Source organism: Janthinobacterium psychrotolerans, from assembly GCF_001677885.1.
Taxonomy (GTDB): Bacteria; Pseudomonadota; Gammaproteobacteria; order Burkholderiales; family Burkholderiaceae_D; genus Janthinobacterium; species Janthinobacterium psychrotolerans.
The window spans coordinates 197,746-217,784 of the sequence record NZ_LOCQ01000056.1; the positions used below are offsets into that span (position 1 = coordinate 197,746).

Genomic DNA, 20,039 nt, shown 5'->3' on the forward strand with positions numbered 1-20,039 from the left:
CGTTGCTGAAAATCGGTTCAGGATGGCACGGCGCCGTCTGCTTCGGCCGCCTGCGCCTGCAGCCACTCAAGCAGTTGCCTGAGCACGTCGGCGGCGCGCGCAAATTCAAAATCGTCGATGGCGCCGGCCAGGGTTTGCAACTGGCGCTGCCGGGCGTGCGGCGCCAGCAGGGTCGTCACTTGCGCCATCAGGCTGTCGTCGAGCTGGCCGCCTTCCAGGCTGGCAATCGCGTGGCGCAGCAGGGCGCCGGCGGCGGCATGGTCGAGCGGCGCGGCCGCTGGCGCCGGCGCAGCAGCCACAATGACCACGCCCGGTTCGGCGCCCTCGATCACTTCGGCCGACAGCGCCGCAAACGCCGCCGCCAGTTGCTGCAGCAGTTCGGCCACCGGCCGCTGGTGCTGTATTGCCTGCTCGATGCGCCCGAGGATACCCTCGATCTGCACCAGGCACAAGTTCGCGGCCGCGCCTTTGAGGCGATGCAGCAGGTGGCCGGCCACGCTGGCGCCGCCGCGGCCGATCTCGCGCGCCAGCAGGGCCGTGCTGTCGGCGTTGGTGCTGGCGAAGCGGGTTATCGCCCGCGCCAGCGTCTCGCGCCCGCCCCACAGGGCCGTGCCGCGCTGCCAGTCGACCTGGCAGCCGGCAAAACCGGGCGCCCCATGCGGTGGCGCCAGTTCGGGGGCGACGGCGATATCGAGCAGGCGCGCCACTTCCGCCGTCAGTTTGTGCATTTCCAGCGGTTTCGAGGCAAAGCCGTTCATGCCGGCGGCTTCCGCGGCGCGGCGATCCTGTTCCAGCACGCTGGCCGTCAGCGCGATGATCGGTGTCGGTGTCAAGCCCTGTTCGCGCTCGTGCATGCGTATCAATCGCGTCGCTTCCAGGCCATCCATGCGCGGCATCTGCACGTCCATCAGCACGATGTCGTAACTGCCGTTGCGGAACTCGCGCACGGCGCTTTCGCCATCGCTGGCGGTAATCACCTGGTGGCCGGCCGCGCCCAGGCTGATCATCAGCAGCTCGATATTTTGCGGCACGTCGTCGGCCGCCAGGATGCGCAGCGGCGGCAAGGCCAGCACCGGCTGTTCGCTGCGGCGCAGTACCACCTTGCCCGGCGCCAGCGGCAGCCGCACATGGAACGCGCTGCCCACGCCGAGGGTGCTGTCCACGGTGATGCTGCCACCCATCAGCTCGACCAGCTGCAGCGAGATGGTGGTGCCCAGGCCCGTGCCGCCAAAGCGGCGGCTCATCGAAGAGTCGGCCTGGGTAAATGGTGCAAAGATCTTGTCGAGGCGGTCGGCCGGAATGCCGATGCCGGTATCGTGCACGGCGACATGCACGTCGCTGCCCTGCATGTCGACGGCGATGCGCACCTGGCCCGCTTCGGTGAATTTGACGGCGTTGCCGATCAGGTTGGTCAGTATCTGCTGGATGCGGCGCGCGTCGCCCAGGAAGAACTGGCCGGCGCGCGGATCGTAGTCGACCAGCAGTTCGATCTCCTTGTTGTGCGCTGAAATGCGCAGCGAGGCGGCCACGTGGTCGACCAGGTCGGGCAGCGAAAAGTCCACCAGCTCCAGTTCGGTCGCGCCCTTTTCCAGCTTGGCCGTGTCGAGTATGTCGTTGAGCAGTTCCAGCAGCGAGCGGGCCGACTGGCGCACGGTCGTCAGGTGGCGCCGCTGCAGGCTGTCCAGGGCCGTGCCCAGCAGCACTTCCGTAAAGCCGATAATGGCGTTCATCGGCGTGCGGATTTCGTGGCTCATGTTGGCCAGAAACGAGGTTTTAGACTCGGCCGCCAGCTCGGCGCGGTCCTTGGCCGCGCGCAGGTTTTCCTGCAGCGCGCGCTGCTCGCTGATGTCGGTGGCCAGCTTGACCACCTTGAACGGCGTGCCGTCGGCATTGAAGATCGGGTTGTACGAGGCCTGGATGCTGATGCGCTTGCCATGCTTGCCGATGCGGTCGTAGTCGGCGGCGTCGAATTCGCCATTGCCCAGGCGCTGCCAGAACAGCGGATAGGCGGCGGACTGCACGTAATCGGGCTCGCAGAACATGCTGTGATGCTGGCCCAGCACTTCGTCCAGCTGGTAGCCGACCAGGTCGAGGAAGTTCTGGTTGGCCGCCAGCACCCTGCCCTGCAGGTCGAATTCGATCACCGCCATGGCGCGCGAAATGGCCGTCACCTTGCCTTCGTATTCGGCATTGCGCAATTCGCTCTCGGTGATGTCGAGGATCACGCCGTCGATCCAGCGTACCACGCCGTCGCTGTCGAGCACCGGGCCACTGCTTTCGCGCACCCAGCATTCGCGCCCGTCGCGGTGGATCATGCGGTAGACGTTTTCAAAGTCGCGCTTCTGGCTGGCCGCCTGCACGCAGGTGTCGTTGACGCGCTGGCGATCGTCCGGGTGCACCAGTTCGATGATATTGATGCGCCCGTCGATGAAGTCCTGCGGCATCCAGCCGGTCAGGTTGAACACGGCGTCACTGATGAAAATCATTTTCCAGTCGGGTGCGAAGCTGGTGTGGAAGGACACGCCGGGAATATTGCGGATCAGGGTGCGGTACTGGCGCTCGCTGTCTTTCAGCGCCTGCTCCATGTTGCGCGACGAACGCATGTCGGTGACAAAGGCCACGAACAGCGGCTGGCCGGGCGTGTCGATCTTGCCGATGGCCACGCGGATCGGCAGCATGGTGCCGTCCCGGTGGCGGCCTTCGAGTTCGCGCCCGCTCTCGGGGATGCCTGACACGCCGGTGGCCAGGAATTCGCGCAAGTAGCCCTGGTAGCGCGCCGCGTCATCGTCCTGCAGCAGGATATAGGCGTCGCGCCCGAGGATATCGGCTTCGCACCAGCCGAACAGGGCCTCGGCGGCCGGATTGAAGGAGCGCACCTTGCCCTGGCCGTCGATGGTGATCAGGCCATCGGCGGCCGTGTCGACGATGGCGCGCAGGCGCGACTCGCCCGCATTGGCGTGGCGCAGCAACTGGCGGTAGCGCAGCAGGCCATTGGCGGCCGCCACGAACACGGTCAGCGTGACGGTAATCAACGCCACGGCCAGCGCGATGAACGAGGCCTGCACCGTGATGGTGTTGCTGCCGGTGGCAGGCAGGCCCGAAAAACGCGCCGCCAGCATGCCCGTGTAATGCATGCCCGAAATCGCCAGGCCCATCACCACGCTGCTGGCCAGCAGCGCCGTCATCGGCCGCAGCCGCAGGCGCGAGGCGGCCAGGCCGAAGCGTATCCACAAGGCCAGCATGGCCATGACGATGGCCACCACCAGCGACAGGCAGAACAGCCACGGTTCGTAATGCAGGTCCAGCGCGCTTTGCATGGCGGCCATGCCGCTGTAATGCATCGAGCCGATGCCGGCGCCAACCAGCAGGCCGCCGACCAGCAACTGCGGCACGCTGATGTGCGGGCGCGCCAGCAGGTGCAGCGCGACCCAGGAAGCGCCCATGCCGGGCAGCATCGACAGCAGGGTCAGGCGGGGCTCGAACGTGACGTGGGTACACAGGTCGAACGCCAGCATGCCGATGAAATGCATGGACCAGATGCCGCCGCCCAGCGCCACGGCGCCTGTGACGATCGCCGTCTGGCGCTGCAGCCACATGTCGCTGTCGCGCGCCATGCCGGCCACCTGCAGGGCCATGAACGAGGCGAAGATGGCGATCGCAACCGAAATCAGTACCAGCCAGCCATCGTGGGTGCCGTACTGGTAAGGAAGGGAGGCCGGGCCGGCCGCGAACATTGAACTGAGCATGCTGTGTAGATCCGTGAGGACAAGATTAAGCGGCGGCGCGAAGCCGCCAGCAGGCACTAGCGCCGCAACAAGCGCGGCAACGCGGCAGGCTGAAACAGGGAATATCGACCGCATCATGGCACGGTCGCCGCGCCCGCATTGTCGGGGCGGGAAGAAGATCACTTCAGAAGTCGTCCAGATGCCTCCCCGGAACGGAAAAAGCGGCATGCGTGCAACATCTGGCGCGGCGTATCAAAAACTGCGGCGGCCAGGGTGACGATGTGTGTTCTGACGAGCGGGGATTATAGTTGCTTTTGGAAAATATTCATAGGACTTCAGCAAGTCCATTGCAAAGCAAGCAATTTTTTGCGGCGATTTAGCGACACGCTGCGGCCAGCGCCAGCCAGGTGTTGCTCAGGCTTGCATTTCCGGCATGCCGCGAAACCACGCCAGCTGCTCGCGCGTCAGGTAGTTGGCGCCGTCGCCATGCAGGATGACGATCTCAATGTCGGCCGGAATCGAGGCGACCAGCTGGCGGCCGGTGACGGGAATCTTCGGATAATCGATGCCGGCCAGGAAAGCCAGTTCTTCGGCCACCGTCACGCAGCGGCGCTCGGGATTGGGCGATGGCACCAGGAACAGGTCGATCTGTTCGCTTTGTCCGCCGATCACCACATGGAACTGCGCCTTCAGCAGCGCCGGCAGTATCAGTTCGATATTGTTCTCGGCACGCGATTGTTCGAAAGCGCGTTTCAGCGGTGTCATGGTGGGTGTGGTGGACATGGCAATCATGGCAGAATGGTCAAGCCCGGCAGTGTAGCAGAGGCGCCGCCGGCGGCGCGCTCCGCTGGCGGCCCCTGCATCCTGTAGTGCGGAAACAGCAGCACGCTGCGAGGTATCAAAGCCTCGCTCGCGGCGGATCATCTTGTCCCGCCGGTCGTGGTCGATCAGTCGCTGCTGCGCCACGGTGGCGAGTCAGGCACGCGGCTGGCGCAAGGCAGGCACCGGCGCCAGCGCGCGCATCGACACCAACGCTTTCTCGCGCTTGTGCGCTACCGACTTTTTCAATCTGCTCAAAGTCGACGGCAAGTGCCTTGCGATCAGCAAGATTGATCACAGATTGATCACACCCACGTCGCGCCCGGAGCGGCAGTGACGGTTCCCAGGCCCTGTTCACCCCTGGTAGCGCAAGGCTTCGATCACCAGCGAAAACGCGCGCGAGGTATGGCGGCGCGACAGGTAATAGGCGTGCAGCGCGGGAAACGCCGGGCAGTAGTCGTCCATCACGCTGACCAGGCGGCCGTCCTTCAGGTAGGGCGCGACCATCTCCTGCGACAGGAAAGCCAGGCCGACCCCGTACAGCGCGGCGTTGAGCATCTGGCAAGCGCTGTTGAAGGTCGCCTGACCAGTCACGCGCACGTCCAGCGGCTGGCCGCCCTCGCACAATTCCCAAGCATACAAGCCGCCGCCGGCCAGTCGCAGGGTGATGCAGTTGTGTCGTTGCAGTTCGGCTATCGTCTCCGGTGGGCGCCGGCCGCGCCAGTAATCGGGCGCGGCGACGATGGCCATCCGCACGTCGGGCGTGAGCCTGACGGCGATCATGTCCTGCTGCACCTGGTCGCCATAGCGCACGCCGATGTCAAAGCGTTCGGCCACGATATCGTGCATGCGGTAGTCGGAATTGATCTCGATGCGCAGGTCCGGGTATTGCGGCAGCAGATGGGCCAGGCGCGGCCACAGCACGCTGTCGATGATATGGTCGATGGCCGTGATGCGGATGATGCCGGCCGGGCTGCCACCAAGGTCGCTGATGGCGGCGATCTCCGCTTCGATCTCTTCAAAGCGCGGCGCCACCGTGTCGATCAGGCGCTGGCCGGCGGCCGTCGGCGCCACGCTGCGCGTGGTGCGCGCCAGCAGCTGCACCCCCATGCGCGCTTCGAGCGCGCGCACGATATGGCTCAATGCCGACTGCGACATGCCCAGGGTGGCGGCCGCGCGCGTAAAACTGCGCTCGCGCGCGACGGCAAGGAAGACCTGGATATCGTTGATATTGTCGCGCGCCATGGGAACTCGAAGAAACCGGTAATCGTTCATTCTAACAGCCGGCCATTGGCAATCGATTGATGACGTACGCGCATAAACCCTAGCAATGGCGGCCTGTTTTCAGCCGCGCAAACGCGGCTACCATCGGTGCTTCCTTCTCAAGCACCTCGATTCCCATGCAACTGTCTTCTCCTCTGACAGACCACGCCAGCGCGGCCGGCCAGCCCGCCTGGAGCGCCGTCGGCGCCATGACCATGTGCGTGGCGCTGCTGATCGCGGCCGAATTCATGCCAGTCAGCCTGCTCACGCCGATTGCCCGTGACCTCGGCGCCACGCAAGGCATGGCCGGCCAGGCGATCGCCGTCTCGGGTCTGTTCGCCGTCGCCACCAGCCTGCTGATACCGGCCGTCGCGCGCCGCCACGACCGCCGCCATGTGCTGATCGCGCTGACCTGGACCATGCTGGCCTCGCTGGTGCTGATCGCCATGGCGCCCGACTTTACCGTGCTGATGCTGGCGCGCGCCCTGCTCGGCGTGACCATCGGCGGCTTCTGGGCGCTGTCCACCGCCACCGTGATGCGGCTGGTGCCGGGCGAGCTGCTGCCCAAGGCACTCGGCTTGATGTATACGGGTAACGCCGTGGCGGCGGCGCTGGCAGCGCCTATGGGCAGCTACTTCGGCGCCATTATCGGCTGGCGCGCCACCTTCTGGACCCTGGTGCCGCTGGTGCTGATCAACCTGCTGTGGCAAGCAGCCAGCCTGCCGTCCTTGCCCCCCTTGCCGCCCGATGCAAGCAAAGCAACGACCAGCGTGCTGGGCCTGTTGAAGCGCCGCCATGTGGCACTGGCGATGGCCGGCGCCATGCTGTCGTTTGGCGGAGCATTTACCAGCTTTACGTACTTCCGGCCCTTTCTTGAAACGTACACGCAAGCGAGCGTGCCGCAAATGTCGATGCTGCTGCTGGGACTGGGCGTGGCCGGCTTTGCCGGCACCTATGGCGCCACCCTGCTGCTGGGCCGCCACCTGTACCCGCTGCTGCGCTGGCTGCCGCTGGCGCTGGGACTGGTCACCGTGCTGCTGCTGGGCGTTGGCCACCATCTGTGGGTCACGGCAATCGCGCTGGCCGCCTGGGGCGCGCTCAATGCGGCCATTCCCGTCGCCTGGTCGACCTGGCTGACGCGCGGCGTGCGCGACGCGCCCGAAAGCGGCGGCGGCCTGATGGTCGCGGCGATCCAGTTGTCCATCATGGCCGGCGCCGCATTGGGCGGCCTGCTGCTCGACCATTTTTACATCACGGCCACCCTGCTCGGCGGCGCGGCGTTGCTGGCCATGGCTTGCCTGCTGGTCGGCAATGGCAGGCGGCTGCAGGCCTGACACCATCCTTTCTCAACTCACACTCAGGAACCAACGTGAAAAAATGCCATTTGATACTTGCACTGATGATCGCCGCATCGTTCAACGCCACAGGAGCGGACATGTCCAGAGGAGCCAACAATTTTTACGCCAGCACCGGGGTGACGGCGCAAAAAGTCGTTTTCAGGAACCAGTACCAGATGCAGGTGGCCGGCAATCTGTACCTGCCCAAGGGCGCCAGGGCCGGTGAGCGCCATGCCGCCATTATCGTCGGCCACCCAATGGGCGCGGTGAAGGAGCAAAGCGCCAATCTGTATGCCCAAAAGCTGGCCGAACAGGGTTTCGTGACCCTGTCGCTGGACCTGTCATTCTGGGGCGAAAGCGAAGGCCAGCCGCGCAATGCGGTTTCGCCCGATATCTACGCCGAAGACTTCAGCGCCGCCGTTGACTTCCTCGGCACGCAGGCGTCGGTGGACCGACAGCGCATCGGCGTGCTGGGCATTTGCGGCAGCGGCAGCTTCGTGATCAGCGCGGCCAAGATCGACCCGCGCATGAAGGCGATCGCCACCGTCAGCATGTACGACATGGGCGGCGCCAACCGCAATGCGCTGAACCACTCGCAAACGCTGGCCCAGCGCAAGCAGATCATCACCAAGGCGGCGGCGCAGCGTGACGTGGAGTTTGGCGGCGGCGCCGTGGCCTACACCAGCGGCACGGTGCATGCACTGACGGAAAGCAGCCATCCGATCGAGCGCGAATTCTACGACTTCTATCGTACCCCGCGCGGCGAATATACGCCCAGGGGCGCCACCACGCTGACCACCACCCACCCTACCTTGAGCAGCAACGTCAAGTTCATGAATTTCTACCCGTTCAACGATATCGAGACCATCTCGCCGCGCCCCATGCTGTTCATCACCGGCGACCAGGCGCACTCGCGCGAATTCAGCCAGGAAGCGTATCGCCTGGCGGGCCAGCCCAAGGAACTCGTGACTATCCCGGGCGCCGGCCATGTCGATCTGTACGACCGGGTCGAGCTGATCCCCTTCGACAAGCTGGCCAGCTTCTTTCGCAGCAATTTGAAGTAGTCGAAGAGCAGGATGATTTAACGACTCTGGTACACGCCTTTCATGACCAGGCCGCCACGCATTTTCTTGGCGCCCGGCGCCAGGCCGGCCGGGCAAGCGCCTTCGAACGTGGCCTTGAGCTCGGTATGCTGCACTTCGGTCTTGCCCTTGAGCTCGAAACTGGTGTCGGCAGTGAGCGTATAGGCGCGCGCCAGGTCGCCCTTGAAGCTGGCCGCCAGCTTCGCGTCGGGGCATTGGGCCTGGACGCGGTAGCTGTCGCCGTCGCGGCTTTGCGATTCGATCTGGCATTCGGTCTCGAAATTGGCCCACAGGTCGTCGTCGATCAGGCGGTCCTTGCCCTGGTCGACGCAGATTTCCCATGAATGGGGCGAGGTGGTGGGCGTCACTTTCCACAGCCCGCTGGCGCGCTGCAGGCGCTGCGCCGGCTCCGCCGCCGTGGCAGTCGCAGTGGCGGCCAAGGCCAGCGGCAGGGAAATCAATGTCATCAACAGCAGTGTGGCGGTGCGCTTCATGTGGCGTGTCCCCGATAGTAAAAAAGCCAATATAGCCCAGAGGACCACGCACCAGCCACACCGTAGCTCATACCTCGTCGCTCATCACCGGGGCACTCATCACTTTATCCGGCGTCATCGGCGTGCTGCGCACCCGCTTGCCCGTCGCGTGGTAGATGGCGTTGGAAATGGCGGCGGCCACGCCGACGATGCCGATTTCCCCCACGCCCTTGGCGCCCAGGCGGCTGACGATGCGGTCGTCCTCCTGCACGAAGAGGACGTCGATATCGTGGATATCGGCGTTGACGGCCACATGGTATTCGCTCAGGTTGTGGTTCATGAAGCGCCCCAGCGCGTGGTCCATATGGGTTTCTTCGTGCAGCGCCTGGCTGATGCCCCACACGACGGCGCCGCTGACCTGGCTGGCGGCGGTTCTGGTATTGATGATGCGCCCGGCCGCCACCGCGCTGACCACGCGCGTGACCCGCACGGTGCCGAATTCCTCGTCCACCCGCACTTCGCAAAATACCGCCGAATGCACGGCGCGCGTATATTTGCGCTGCTTGAGCATGTTCGGCAGCAGCAGATATTTTTCCTCGATCCGCGTCACCTCGGCCGCCTTGAGCAACTCCACCAGCGCCATGCCTGTGCCGTGCTCGCGGCGCAGGCGGATGCGCCCCTCGGCGAACTCCACGTCGGCAAAGCGTGCGTTGTCAAACGGCGTGTCGGGCAGCTGGCGGGCCAGCTTGAACAGGTTTTTTTTCAGTTTTTCGCAGGCGCCCTGCACCGCCGAGCCGACGGTGGCCACATGCGAGGAGCCGCCTTCGACGGGCGCCACCGGCAGGGTCGAGTCACCGAGCTGGAAGGCCACGTGTTCCAGCGGCAGGCCCAGCTCCTCGGCCGCGATGGTGGCCATCACGGTGTAGGTGCCGGTACCGATATCGGTGGCCGCGCTGCTGACCACCAGGCGCCCGTCGGCGTGCAGCACGGCGCTGGCGCGGGCAAACATCTGCATCGCATCCCAGATGCCGGTGGCCATGCCCCAGCCCACCCATTCCGTGCCCTCGCGGCGGCTGCGCGGCGCCAGCGGCCGGCGGCTCCAGCCGAAACGCTCGGCGCCTTGCGCATAGCAGGCGCGCAGCTCCTTGGTCGAATACGGCAGGCCGTCGACGGGATTGATTTCCGCATAGTTTTTCAGCCGGAACGCCAGCGGGTCCATGCCCACCTCGTACGACAGTTCGTCCATCGCCACTTCCAGCGCATGCACGCCGTGGGCCGCGCCGGGCGCGCGCATGTCCATCGGCGTGAACTGGTCCAGGTCGACCAGCTGGTAGGCCAGGCGGATATGCTCGCAGGCGTACAGCTGGCCCGACCAGTTCACCACCACTTCCACGTAATCCTCGAAGCGCGAGGTTTCGGCCACCGCCTCGTGCGCGATCGACCGCAGCACGCCGTCGCGGCTGGCCGCCAGCTTGACGCGCTGCCAGGTTTCGGGCCGGTGGCCAAAGGTAAACATCTGCTGGCGCGTCATCACCACACGCACCGAGCGCCGCAGTTTGATGGCCGCCATCACGGCCAGCGGCAGCTGGTACTGCGGCCGCAAGCCGGCGCCAAACGCGCCGCCCACATACGGGTTGCGCACCGTGACCTCGGCTTTCGACAGGCCGAACACGCGCGAGACATACCAGCGGCTGTTCTGCGAGCTTTGCGTCTTGTCGTAGATGGTCAGATGGCCGTCGGCGGCGCGAATCACGGTCGAGGCAAACAGCTCCATCGGGTTGTGATGCTCCACGCCGCTGAAATACTGGGCGTCGATCTTGCAGTCGGCATCCTGCCAGGCCCGGGCGGCATTGCCCTTCTCGTCGGGCGGCGGCGTAAAGCCGGCCTTCAGTCCTTGCGGCTTGTGCGGCCGTGACAGGTAGTTGAGCAAGCCGGTTTCATGCGGCGTGATTTCATACCGCACCTTGACCAGGGCCGCCGCATGGCGCGCCGCCTCGAACGTCCCGGCCACCACCAGCGCCACCGGCTGGCCATTGCTGACGATCTGCTCGTCATACAGGGGCCGGAACGGCGCGCCGGCGGGGGCCGTCATGTCCTTGTAGAACAGGTCGTAACTGCGCATCTTTGGCCGGTTCAGATAGGTGATCACGTCGACCACGCCCGGCTGGGCCATCGCCGCGCTGGTGTCGAACGACACGATGCGCCCGCGCGTGACGGTGCTGTTGACCACCACGCCATGTAACAAGTCATCGGCCGAAATTTCAGCCGCATAGCGCGCCGCGCCCGTGACCTTGTCGCGCCCGTCCACGCGCGGCACCGCCGTGCCGGTCTTCACGTAGCCGGTACCGGCGTCCGCCACCGGCGTGCGCAGCTCGGGTATCAATGCCGTTGTCGCTGAACTCATGCCGCTCCCCTTGCCATCACCGTGCTGCCGTGGCCTGTATTGTCATGCGTGCCCGCCGCCGCCATCGACAGCGCGCGCACGATGGCGCGCCGCGCCATGACCATTTTAAAATCGTTGCCGCCCTGCCCCTGCGCGCCTTGCAGCAGGCGGTCGGCAAAGGCGCCGAAGCGGGCCGGATCGGGCACGCCGCGCAGCAGCGCTTCGGCTTCCTCGACGCGCCACGGCTTGTGGGCGACGCCACCGAGCGCCACCCGGCCTTCGCGGATGACGCCGTCCTCGCCGATATCGAGCATGGCGGCCACCGATACCAGCGCAAAGGCATACGAAGCGCGCTCGCGCAGTTTCAGATAGACCGCGTGCGCCGCGAACTGCGGCGCGGCCGGCAGCACGATATGCGTGATCAGTTCGTGCGGCGCCAGGTTGGTGTCGATCTGTGGCTGGTCACCGGGCAGGCGGTGAAACTCGCCAAACGGTATCGCCCGTTCACCATTGCCCGAGGCCACATGCACCACGGCGTCAAGCGCGCGCAGCGCCACGCACATGTCGGACGGGTGGGTCGCGATGCAGGAATCGCTGGCGCCCAGGATGGCGTGCTGGCGCGAAATGCCGCCGATGGCCGGGCAACCCGTGCCCGGCTCGCGCTTGTTGCACGGCACGCCGGCGTCATAGAAATAATGGCAGCGCGTGCGCTGCAGCAGGTTGCCGCCATTGCTGGCCATATTGCGGATCTGCGGCGAGGCGCCGGCCAGGATGGCCGCACTGAGCAAAGGGTAGCGCTCCTGCACCAGCGGGTGATAGGCGGTGGCCGCATTGCGCGCCAGCGCACCGAGCAACAAGCCGCCATCGCCGGTTTCTTCGATGGCGTCCAGGTCGAGGTGGTTGATATCGACCAGGCGCTGCGGCAGCATCACACGCTCCTTCATCAGGTCGACCAGGTTGGTGCCGCCGGCGATAAAGCGCGCGCCTTCGGCACGAATCTGCGTCAGGGCGGCGGCCTGGTCGAAGGGCACCACGAACGAGAGCGGGTTCATGCGGGCACCATGCCGACCGGCGCCGTGGCCGGGCCGTCCTGTGTTTCATCGGGCAGCTGCATCACGTCGGCCAGCGCCGCGACGATCTGCGGATAGGCGCCGCAGCGGCATACGTTGCCGCTCATCAGTTCGCGCACCTGGGCCCGCGTATCGGCCTGGCCTTCGGCAATCAGGCCCATGGCCGAACACAGCTGGCCCGGCGTGCAGTAGCCGCACTGAAACGCGTCATGGGCGATAAACGCCTGCTGCAGCGGATGCAGCGCAGCGCCATCGGCCATGCCTTCGACGGTGGTGATGCTGCGCCCTTCCTGCATCAGCGCCAGGGTCAGGCAGGAATTGATGCGCTTGCCGTCGACCAGCACCGTGCAGGCGCCGCACTGGCCATGGTCGCAGCCCTTCTTGGTGCCGGTCAGCGCCAGGCGCTCGCGCAGCAGATCAAGCAGGCTGACCCACGCTTCCACGTGCAGCTGGCGCTGCTGGCCATTGATGTTCAGCTTGAGGGGATACAGCGGCACCGGCGGTGCTGCGGCGGCTGGTGCGGGGGAAATCGGTGTCGCGGGCAAACGGGTATCCATGGCAAACCCTTCCAGATGAATCGTGGGGATGCCTGAATATTAAGATTGTAGCGATGGTTGTTATATGCGGTCTCGCACATATGGTCAATTCAGCGAGCGTTGCGCCAGAAAGCAGCGCCAGGCCTGTCGCGTGACAATTGCATAGATTCCACAATTAATTCGGAGCTACTATCGCTATTGTTGCCAACTTCACCAGGAACGCCCATGTCAGTCCTCAAGCCAGCCTGCACCAGCCTCGCCCTGCTGTTTACCGTCGCCGCTTCCGCCATCGAGCCCTCTTACCAACCGTTTCCGAAGGGCTACGGCTACCTGGAGCCAGCCGAAACACGCGCCCTGCAGGCGGCGGTCAAGCAAGGCGACAATGCCGTCGTGCGAGCGCACGGCTGGCGGCTATGGGCCGGCATCATGCAGCCGGCGGCCGGCCTTGACTGGCCGGTCTGGTACACCTGGCCAAACACGAGCGACGCCTTTGCCAGCAAGCCCATTTCAGCAAGTGCCGAAGTCGGCGACACGAAAATGGGCAGTGCCCCGAAGCGCCGCATGGGCCGCCTGGGCGCCAGCACCCTGCCGCCCGTCAACCTGCCGGACACCCCCGCGTACATCGTTCCGGCCCAAGTGATCAAGGCGTATCCGAACGCGATTGTCAGCACCATCGATGGGGGAAAAACCAAGCTCAGCATCCGCGACGGCATCCACTTCGCCTTTAACGGCGATATTATGATCGCGACTGAATCGCTGAGCAAGGAGGCGCTGGACTTCATCCGCGATCCGAAACAGCCGGTGTACCAAAAAAGCACGCTCGACGCCCTGTACAGCAAGGATGATCCTGACAAAAGAGTACATAACCTGAATGCGCCGGCCAGCTATGTCGTGACCAAGCATATGTATTGGCCCGTCAAGGCCAAGGGCTTGAGCGCATTGCCGGTGTGGCACAACGACTTCAGCGCAAGCTATCCGGGTTATGCCGGCTACGAAAAGTGGCACACCCTGGCTGCGATTGATCCCAGCGGCAAGCAGGTCGGGAAAATAGCGCAAGTGAGCTACCTGCATGGCGTGTTCAGGCACGACGCCACCACGCCATGGCCGACGATCACCAAGGCAGCCAGAATATACGGCCTGCAGGACTTTTATCACCACCAGGTCAGCCAGGCCGACTGGGACAGCTTCGACGAGGCCGACAAGGCCATCATCAACGCCGCCAGCTATTGGCTGAACGGTCAGCCTTTCGGCGCCGGCGATTTTCTGGTCACGGTGGCCATGCATATCAATACCAAGGAAATTCCCAGCTGGGGTCTGCAAAGCGTGTGGTGGTCGGATATACCCGACAGCATGCCATATGCGGCCAACCGCCCAGCCAACCCGCAAGCCAAAGGACCATGGAAGCATTATTTGCTGACGGAAGCCTATGGCATCCCGGAAAAAGGCAATCCGGAACTGCTGCCCGTCGCCACCAACCCGTATATTGAACTGGTCACGCACCCGGTCGCCACCAGTTGCTATACCTGCCACGCGAACGCGGGCTGGCCGAGCAGTTTTCAAGCCATGACGCCCGGCGTCACCAGTTATCAAAACCCGGCGTGCCCGAATCTGCGCGCCGCACTCAATCCTGAGAGCAGCTGCCTGGCGCCGTTCACCCTCACCGATTTCCAATGGATTATTCCTGATAGGGCGGTGAACCAATAGGACAAAGGCGGGACGCGCCCTGGGTCAGTCCCGGCGTCCTGCCCGGCACTCGCTTGTGATCAGCAACCGAGAAGGAATGTGCGCCCTTTTCAACGCTCTTCCACAAGCAAACCGCGGCTACTCTCGGGCCAGTGTCTCGGCCATGTCCGCGAGCAACGTGATATTCGCAACGATGACAAAAATCATGATGCTTGCGCCGCCCGCCGTTTCCAGTCAAACACCGGCAGATTGATACGGGTTTGCATGGTGCCGTCCCACGCCACCTGAAAGCCGGCCTCGCGCAGCGCCTCGGCGATCACTTGCCCCAGCTGTATGCCCCGTGCATCATCGTCGCCCAGGTCGCCAAACGCCAGCATCACGCCGTGGCCTTCGATGGCGCGCTCGACATCCTGGCCGTGGTAAAAGCAATAGCCCGTGTAGTGATCGTCGGGCGCGTCGGCCACCGCTTCGGCCACGTCGGCATAGCCATCGGACTTGGTGTAGCCGGCATTGGCCAGCGCGCAGATGCCACGCTCGTGCAGACCGTAAAAGACCTGGTCGAGCCGGTCGCAATCGGTGAGCTCCGACCAGCCGCGCTCGGCCTTTTGCTTCTCGCGCAGCATGGGGCCGATCAGGGAGCGCAACGCGTCGACATCGCAGTCGTCATCGACGATATCATCCATCATCTGTTCGATGTCGTCGCGCGTGTAAAAGCCCGACCACACCCACTGCCGGACGCTGTCGGCTACATGCTGTTCACTGTCGGTCATGCAGCGTTCCGTTTGACGGGTTTCAAGGCCAGCACATAGGGAATCGCGAGCGGCCCCAGCAAGGTCACCATGCACGCCATGGGCGCCGTGGCTTTCAGGTTGCGGCGCTTGGCGACCAACAGGCAGGCAACGGCCGACATCGACCAGATCAGGGCAGGAATATAGGCAGTCATGGCGCACTCCGCTAGCGTTCAGTGAAGGGCCATGCTGACATGGAACGGCTGGCGGCGCAATAGCGGTTCGACCTTCCTCGCCGCTGCACGCCGCCAGCAGCGCCATTTTCAGCTTGTCTTAAGGGGCCCGGCTACCAATGGCGGAGCGATTTCTGGCGCTGTGCGACCAGTGTGCCGGCAGTCAGCAGCCTGGCGTCGAGCACAACGCTGCCCTGCCCGGCCGCTTTCCAATGATTGTTTTCCTGGCGTAGCATCTGGTAACACACTGCGCCCGGCCGGCATCCGGCGATCAGTGCTGGCCGATCTTGGTGATCTTCAGCGAATTGGTGCCGCCCACTTTGCCCATCGGCTCGCCCCAGGTAACCACCACGGTATCGCCTTTCGACACCACCTTGTGCTCGACCAGCAGCTGTTCCGCCTGTTTCAGGACCTTGTCGCGGTCGGTGCCCGATTCCAGGCTGATGGTGCTGACGTTGCGGTACAGGGCCAGCTTGCGACGGGTCGTCACGCTCGGAGTCAGCGCCACGATGGGGATGTCGATATTGCAGCGGCTCATCCACAGGGCGGTCGAGCCCGATTCCGTCAGGGTGGCAATCGCCTTTACGCGCAGGTGATACGCCGTAAACAGGGCGCCATAGGCGATCGACTGGTCGATGCGGGTAAAAGTGGCGTTCAGGAAATCGGCGTCGAGCTTCACGGTGTCCCATTTTTCGGCGTCCAGGCAGATGGCGGCCATCGCTTCGACGGTTTCGATCGGATAGCGGCCCGAAGCCGTTTCAGCCGAGGTCATCACGGCGTCGGTGCCGTCGAGCACGGCGTTGGCCACGTCGGAGACCTCCGCGCGGGTCGGCACGGCGTTGACGATCATCGATTCCATCATCTGCGTGGCGGTAATCGCCAGTTTATTGGACACGCGCGCCATCTTGATCATGCGCTTTTGCAGGGCCGGCACGGCTGCATTGCCCACTTCCACCGCCAGGTCGCCACGCGCGACCATGATGCCGTCGGAGGCGTCGAGGATTTCCTGCAGCGCCGGAATCGCTTCGGCGCGCTCGATCTTGGCGATCATCATCGGCTTGTGGTCCCACGCTTCGCCGGCGATATTGGCCAGCTGGCGCGCCATCACCATGTCGGTGGCGTTTTTCGGGAACGATACGGCCACGTAGTCGGCCTGGAAGCTCATGGCGGTCTTGACGTCTTCCATGTCTTTCGCCGTCAGCGCCGGCGCAGACAGTCCCCCGCCCTGGCGGTTGATGCCCTTGTTGTTCGACAGTTCGCCGCCGATCTTCACGGTGGTGTGGATTTCGCTGCCGACGACCTTGTCGACCGTCAGCACGATCAGGCCGTCATTCAACAGCAGCACGTCGGCGGCGCGCAGGTCGCGCGGCAGTTCCTTGTAGTCCAGGCCGCAGCGTTCCTGGTTGCCCAGTTCACCGTTTTCGCCCCATTTCGCGTCCAGGATAAATTTGTCGCCTTTTTCCAGGAAAATCTTGCCTTCCTCAAACTTGCCGACGCGAATTTTCGGGCCTTGCAAGTCGGCCATGATGGCCACTTCGCGGCCGCACAGGGCCGCCGCTTCACGCACCATGCGCGCGCGGTCGATATGGTCCTGCGCCTTGCCGTGCGAAAAATTCAGGCGCACCACGTCGACGCCGGCCTTGAACATGCGCACCAAGGTGTCGATGTCGTTGGAGGCAGGGCCGATGGTGGCGACAATCTTGGTCGCGCGTTGCTGGGTTTGCAGAGTCATTGTGTGCTTTCTATAAAAGGTCATACGGCGGCCAGCCTCGTGGGCTGGCCGATTACACTGTTGGGGAGATAAAACTTAGCCGCTGTTGCGCAAGCCGGCCGCAATACCATTGATCGACAGATGAATGCCGGTACGCGCGGCCGCATCCTGCTTGCCTTCGCGGAAGCGCTTGAGCAATTCCACCTGCACGTGATTGAGCGGATCGATATACGGGAAGCGGTGGCGGATCGAGCGCTGCAGCAGCGGGTTGGCTTGCTGCAGTTCTTCCTGGCCCGTAATCAGTTTCAGGGCGTCCAGCGTGGCAGCGTATTCGGCGCGGATGCGCGTGAAAATCGCCGTGCGCAGGGCTTCGTCCTTGACCAGCTCGGCATACTTGCCGGCAATCGCGATATCGCTCTTGGCCAGCACCATGTCCATGTTCGACAGCAGGGAAGTGAAGAACGGCCAGTCCTGGTACATGCCGCGCAGCAGTTCGGCGCCGGTGTCCGGATGGGCTTTGACATAGGCTTGCACGGCCGAACCGAAGCCGAACCAGCCCGGCAGCATCAAGCGGCATTGGGCCCAGCTCAGCACCCACGGAATCGCGCGCAGGTCTTCGATCGAGGTCGATTTCTTGCGCGAAGCCGGGCGGCTGCCGATATTGAGGGCGGCAATCTCGGCAATCACGGTCGATTCCCAGAAATACTGCTCGAAGCCTTCGGTGCCGTACACCAGCTCGCGGTAGGCGTTCAGGGCCGTACCCGACAGTTCTTCCATCGCGGCCAGGTGGCCCGCGCCAGCCGACGCCTTGGGCTGCAGCTGCGCCTGCGGCAGCAGGGTCGACTGGATGGTGGCGGCCACCAGCACTTCCAGGTTGCGGCGCCCCACTTCCGGGTTCGCATACTTGGCGGTAATGACTTCGCCCTGCTCGGTCAAACGGATCTGGCCTTGCACGGCGCCGGCCGGCTGGGCCAGGATGGCTTCATAGCTGGGGCCACCACCACGGCCAACCGAACCGCCGCGGCCATGGAACAGGCGCAGCTTGACCTGGTGTTCCCTGAACACATTGACCAGTTCGATCTCGGCCTTGTACAGTTCCCAGCCCGAAGTGAGGAAACCGCCGTCCTTGTTGCTGTCCGAATAGCCCAGCATGACTTCCTGCTGGCGGCCGCGCGAAGCGAGCAGGCCGCTGTAGAACGGCAGGCCAAAGGCGCGCGCCATGATGGCCGGGCCAGCGCGCAAGTCGTCTATGGTTTCGAACAGCGGGATGATATTGACATCGACTTCCAGACTGTCCTGGCGCAGCAGGCCCGCTTCCTTGAGCAGCAGCGCCACTTCCAGCAGGTCCGAAACGCTGGCCGCCTTCGAGATGATGCAGTTCGGCACCGACTCGCGGCCGTATTTCAGGTGCGCGTCGCGCACGCCGCGGAAAATGGCGAGTTCGCCCGTTGTTTCTTCCGAGTATTGCGCAAACGGCGACATCAGCAGGCGCGGCGACGACAATTCCTTGAGCAGCAAGGCGATGCGCGCTTCCTCGTCCAGCTCAAGGTAGACCAGGCCAGGCTGCACGCCGGCAAACAGCTCGCCGACCACCCGTTCATGCACGTCGGAATTCTGGCGCAGGTCCAGCGGCGCCAGCGAAAAGCCGAACACTTTTACCGCACGGCGCAGCTGGCGCAGGCGGCCACGGGCCAGCGCGCGCAGGCCGTTGCCGGCCAGCGAATGATGCACCACGTCCAGGTCGGCCAGCAGCTCGGCTGCCGAGGCATACGGCGTGACGCCGTCGGCCTGCTTGCCTTTGCCGCACAGAACAAAACGCGCCGCTTCCGCGCGCGCCACCACACCATGCAGGGCGCGGCGGTACGGTTCGTCCGCATGGTGCGGCGAAGCATCGGCAGAGCGTTCGGCCAGCGCCCGCAAGTCGTCGCTGCAGCCATTGAGTTTTTGCGCCAGCGACAGTTGCGAAGCGAGCTTGCGCAATTCTTCCAGGTAAAAACCGAAGACCTTGCTGGCCTGCTGCTGCAAGGTGCTGCGCAGGATATCGGCCGTCACGAACGGGTTGCCGTCGCGGTCGCCGCCGATCCAGCTGCCGACTTTCATAAAATTGGGTAATTCGGTGTCTTCCCAGCGCGCATCGCGCTGCGCCAGCATGGTTTCCAGCGACGAGTACAGCTGCGGCAGTTCGCGCAAGATCGTATGGTCGTAGAAGGACAGGCCGTTTTCCACTTCGTCCATCACCGACAGCTTGGTGGTGCGCAGCAGGCGCGTCTGCCATAGTGTCACGATGCCGCGCCCCAGCGCTTCCTCGTTCTGTTCGGCTTCCTCGGGCGTCATCTGCACGCGGTCGCGTTCGTTCAGCAGGCGCGCGATGGCCAGCTGGCAGTTCTGGATGCTCTTGCGCTGCACTTCGGTCGGGTGCGCCGTAAACACCGGGCTGACAAAGGCGTCTTCAAAAAACGTTTCCAGCGCATCGGCCTGGCCGGCGTCAAATACATTGCCGACCGCATGGCGCAAGCTGCCCTGGCGCGGCGGCGAGCCGGCGATCAGGTGGGCGCGCGTGCGACGGATATGGTGCTGGTCTTCGGCAATATTGGCCAGCAGCGAGAAATAGCTGAAGGCGCGTATCAGTTGCGTGGTTTCTTCCTGCGACATGCTTTCGAGCGCGTCGGACAATTGCGCGCGCGCCGTTTCGTCGTGATCGCGGCGGAAACGGATCGCCAGCTGGCGCACGTTTTCGATGCCGTCGAAGGCGGCGTCACCCAATTGACTGCGGATGGCGTCGCCCAGCAGGCGGCCCAGCTGGCGGATATCGCTGCTGAGCAATTCGTCTTTTACTTCATTCATTTGCATGGTATGTCTTCCCGGGGCAGCCACCAGCGGACTGCAACTGTTTGCCGATTGATTGCGTTTATGCGATTTCCATCAAGAAAATTGCATTCCTAAATTTGTAGTAAATTTACCTCAATGCCCTGGCATCTCCTTCATTCTGCGCCCTT

Annotated in this window: 14 protein-coding genes; 3 read left to right on the forward strand and 11 right to left on the reverse strand. The window is 64.2% G+C overall.

Annotated elements, in window-relative coordinates:
* Positions 1-17: 17 nt before the first annotated feature.
* The 3 genes from ASR47_RS15015 to ASR47_RS15025 form a co-directional block, all read right to left on the reverse strand.
* Positions 18-3,746: a PAS domain S-box protein gene (locus ASR47_RS15015; protein WP_065308584.1), complete on the reverse strand. Its 3,729-nt coding sequence runs from the start codon at positions 3,744-3,746 to the stop codon at positions 18-20.
* A 393-nt stretch (positions 3,747-4,139) separates the two neighbouring features.
* Positions 4,140-4,508 carry a hypothetical protein gene (locus tag ASR47_RS15020; RefSeq protein ID WP_150127815.1) on the reverse strand — a complete coding sequence of 123 codons (369 nt, stop codon included), beginning with the start codon at positions 4,506-4,508 and terminating at the stop codon, positions 4,140-4,142.
* A 390-nt stretch (positions 4,509-4,898) separates the two neighbouring features.
* Positions 4,899-5,789, reverse strand: a complete 891-nt coding sequence (locus tag ASR47_RS15025) for a LysR family transcriptional regulator (protein WP_065308586.1) — start codon at positions 5,787-5,789, stop codon at positions 4,899-4,901.
* A gap of 155 nt (positions 5,790-5,944) precedes the next feature.
* Between ASR47_RS15025 and ASR47_RS15030 the strand changes: the two genes are divergently transcribed.
* Both ASR47_RS15030 and ASR47_RS15035 read left to right on the forward strand, forming a co-directional pair.
* The gene (locus ASR47_RS15030; protein WP_065308587.1) at positions 5,945-7,141 is read left to right on the forward strand and encodes an MFS transporter; all 1,197 of its coding nucleotides are present in this window, start codon (positions 5,945-5,947) and stop codon (positions 7,139-7,141) included.
* A 101-nt stretch (positions 7,142-7,242) separates the two neighbouring features.
* Positions 7,243-8,208 carry an alpha/beta hydrolase gene (locus ASR47_RS15035; protein WP_245714358.1) on the forward strand — a complete coding sequence of 322 codons (966 nt, stop codon included), beginning with the start codon at positions 7,243-7,245 and terminating at the stop codon, positions 8,206-8,208.
* A 17-nt stretch (positions 8,209-8,225) separates the two neighbouring features.
* Here the strand turns inward: ASR47_RS15035 and ASR47_RS15040 are convergent, their stop codons facing one another.
* The 4 genes from ASR47_RS15040 to ASR47_RS15055 form a co-directional block, all read right to left on the reverse strand.
* Entirely contained in the window at positions 8,226-8,720 is a 495-nt protein-coding gene (locus tag ASR47_RS15040) for a DUF3617 domain-containing protein (RefSeq protein WP_065308589.1), read from the reverse strand.
* Between the two features lie 67 nt (positions 8,721-8,787).
* The gene (locus ASR47_RS15045) at positions 8,788-11,103 is read right to left on the reverse strand and encodes a xanthine dehydrogenase family protein molybdopterin-binding subunit (protein WP_065308590.1); all 2,316 of its coding nucleotides are present in this window, start codon (positions 11,101-11,103) and stop codon (positions 8,788-8,790) included.
* Positions 11,100-12,134 carry an FAD binding domain-containing protein gene (locus ASR47_RS15050; RefSeq protein ID WP_082988945.1) on the reverse strand — a complete coding sequence of 345 codons (1,035 nt, stop codon included), beginning with the start codon at positions 12,132-12,134 and terminating at the stop codon, positions 11,100-11,102. The genes ASR47_RS15045 and ASR47_RS15050 overlap by 4 nt, the downstream gene beginning before the upstream one ends.
* Complete coding sequence (locus ASR47_RS15055; RefSeq protein ID WP_065308591.1) at positions 12,131-12,709, reverse strand: (2Fe-2S)-binding protein; 579 nt, start codon at positions 12,707-12,709, stop codon at positions 12,131-12,133. Before ASR47_RS15055 ends, ASR47_RS15050 begins: the two co-directional genes overlap by 4 nt.
* 99 nt (positions 12,710-12,808) lie before the next feature.
* On the opposite strand from ASR47_RS15055, the gene ASR47_RS15060 reads away from it, so the two are divergent.
* On the forward strand, positions 12,809-14,392 hold the full coding sequence (locus ASR47_RS15060; RefSeq protein ID WP_150127817.1) for a hypothetical protein: 1,584 nt from the start codon (positions 12,809-12,811) through the stop codon (positions 14,390-14,392).
* Between the two features lie 182 nt (positions 14,393-14,574).
* On the opposite strand, the gene ASR47_RS15065 is transcribed toward ASR47_RS15060, so the two are convergent.
* The 4 genes from ASR47_RS15065 to ppc all read right to left on the reverse strand — a co-directional run bounded on the left by ASR47_RS15065 (position 14,575) and on the right by ppc (position 19,893).
* Positions 14,575-15,141, reverse strand: a complete 567-nt coding sequence (locus tag ASR47_RS15065) for a DUF6891 domain-containing protein (protein ID WP_065308593.1) — start codon at positions 15,139-15,141, stop codon at positions 14,575-14,577.
* Entirely contained in the window at positions 15,138-15,314 is a 177-nt protein-coding gene (locus ASR47_RS27430) for a hypothetical protein (RefSeq protein WP_171898947.1), read from the reverse strand. Before ASR47_RS27430 ends, ASR47_RS15065 begins: the two co-directional genes overlap by 4 nt.
* A gap of 289 nt (positions 15,315-15,603) precedes the next feature.
* Complete coding sequence (gene pyk, locus ASR47_RS15070) at positions 15,604-17,064, reverse strand: pyruvate kinase (RefSeq protein WP_065308594.1); 1,461 nt, start codon at positions 17,062-17,064, stop codon at positions 15,604-15,606.
* Between the two features lie 75 nt (positions 17,065-17,139).
* Positions 17,140-19,893, reverse strand: coding sequence for a phosphoenolpyruvate carboxylase (gene ppc / locus ASR47_RS15075; RefSeq protein WP_217270567.1), 2,754 nt, complete (start codon positions 19,891-19,893; stop codon positions 17,140-17,142).
* Positions 19,894-20,039: the final 146 nt, after the last annotated feature.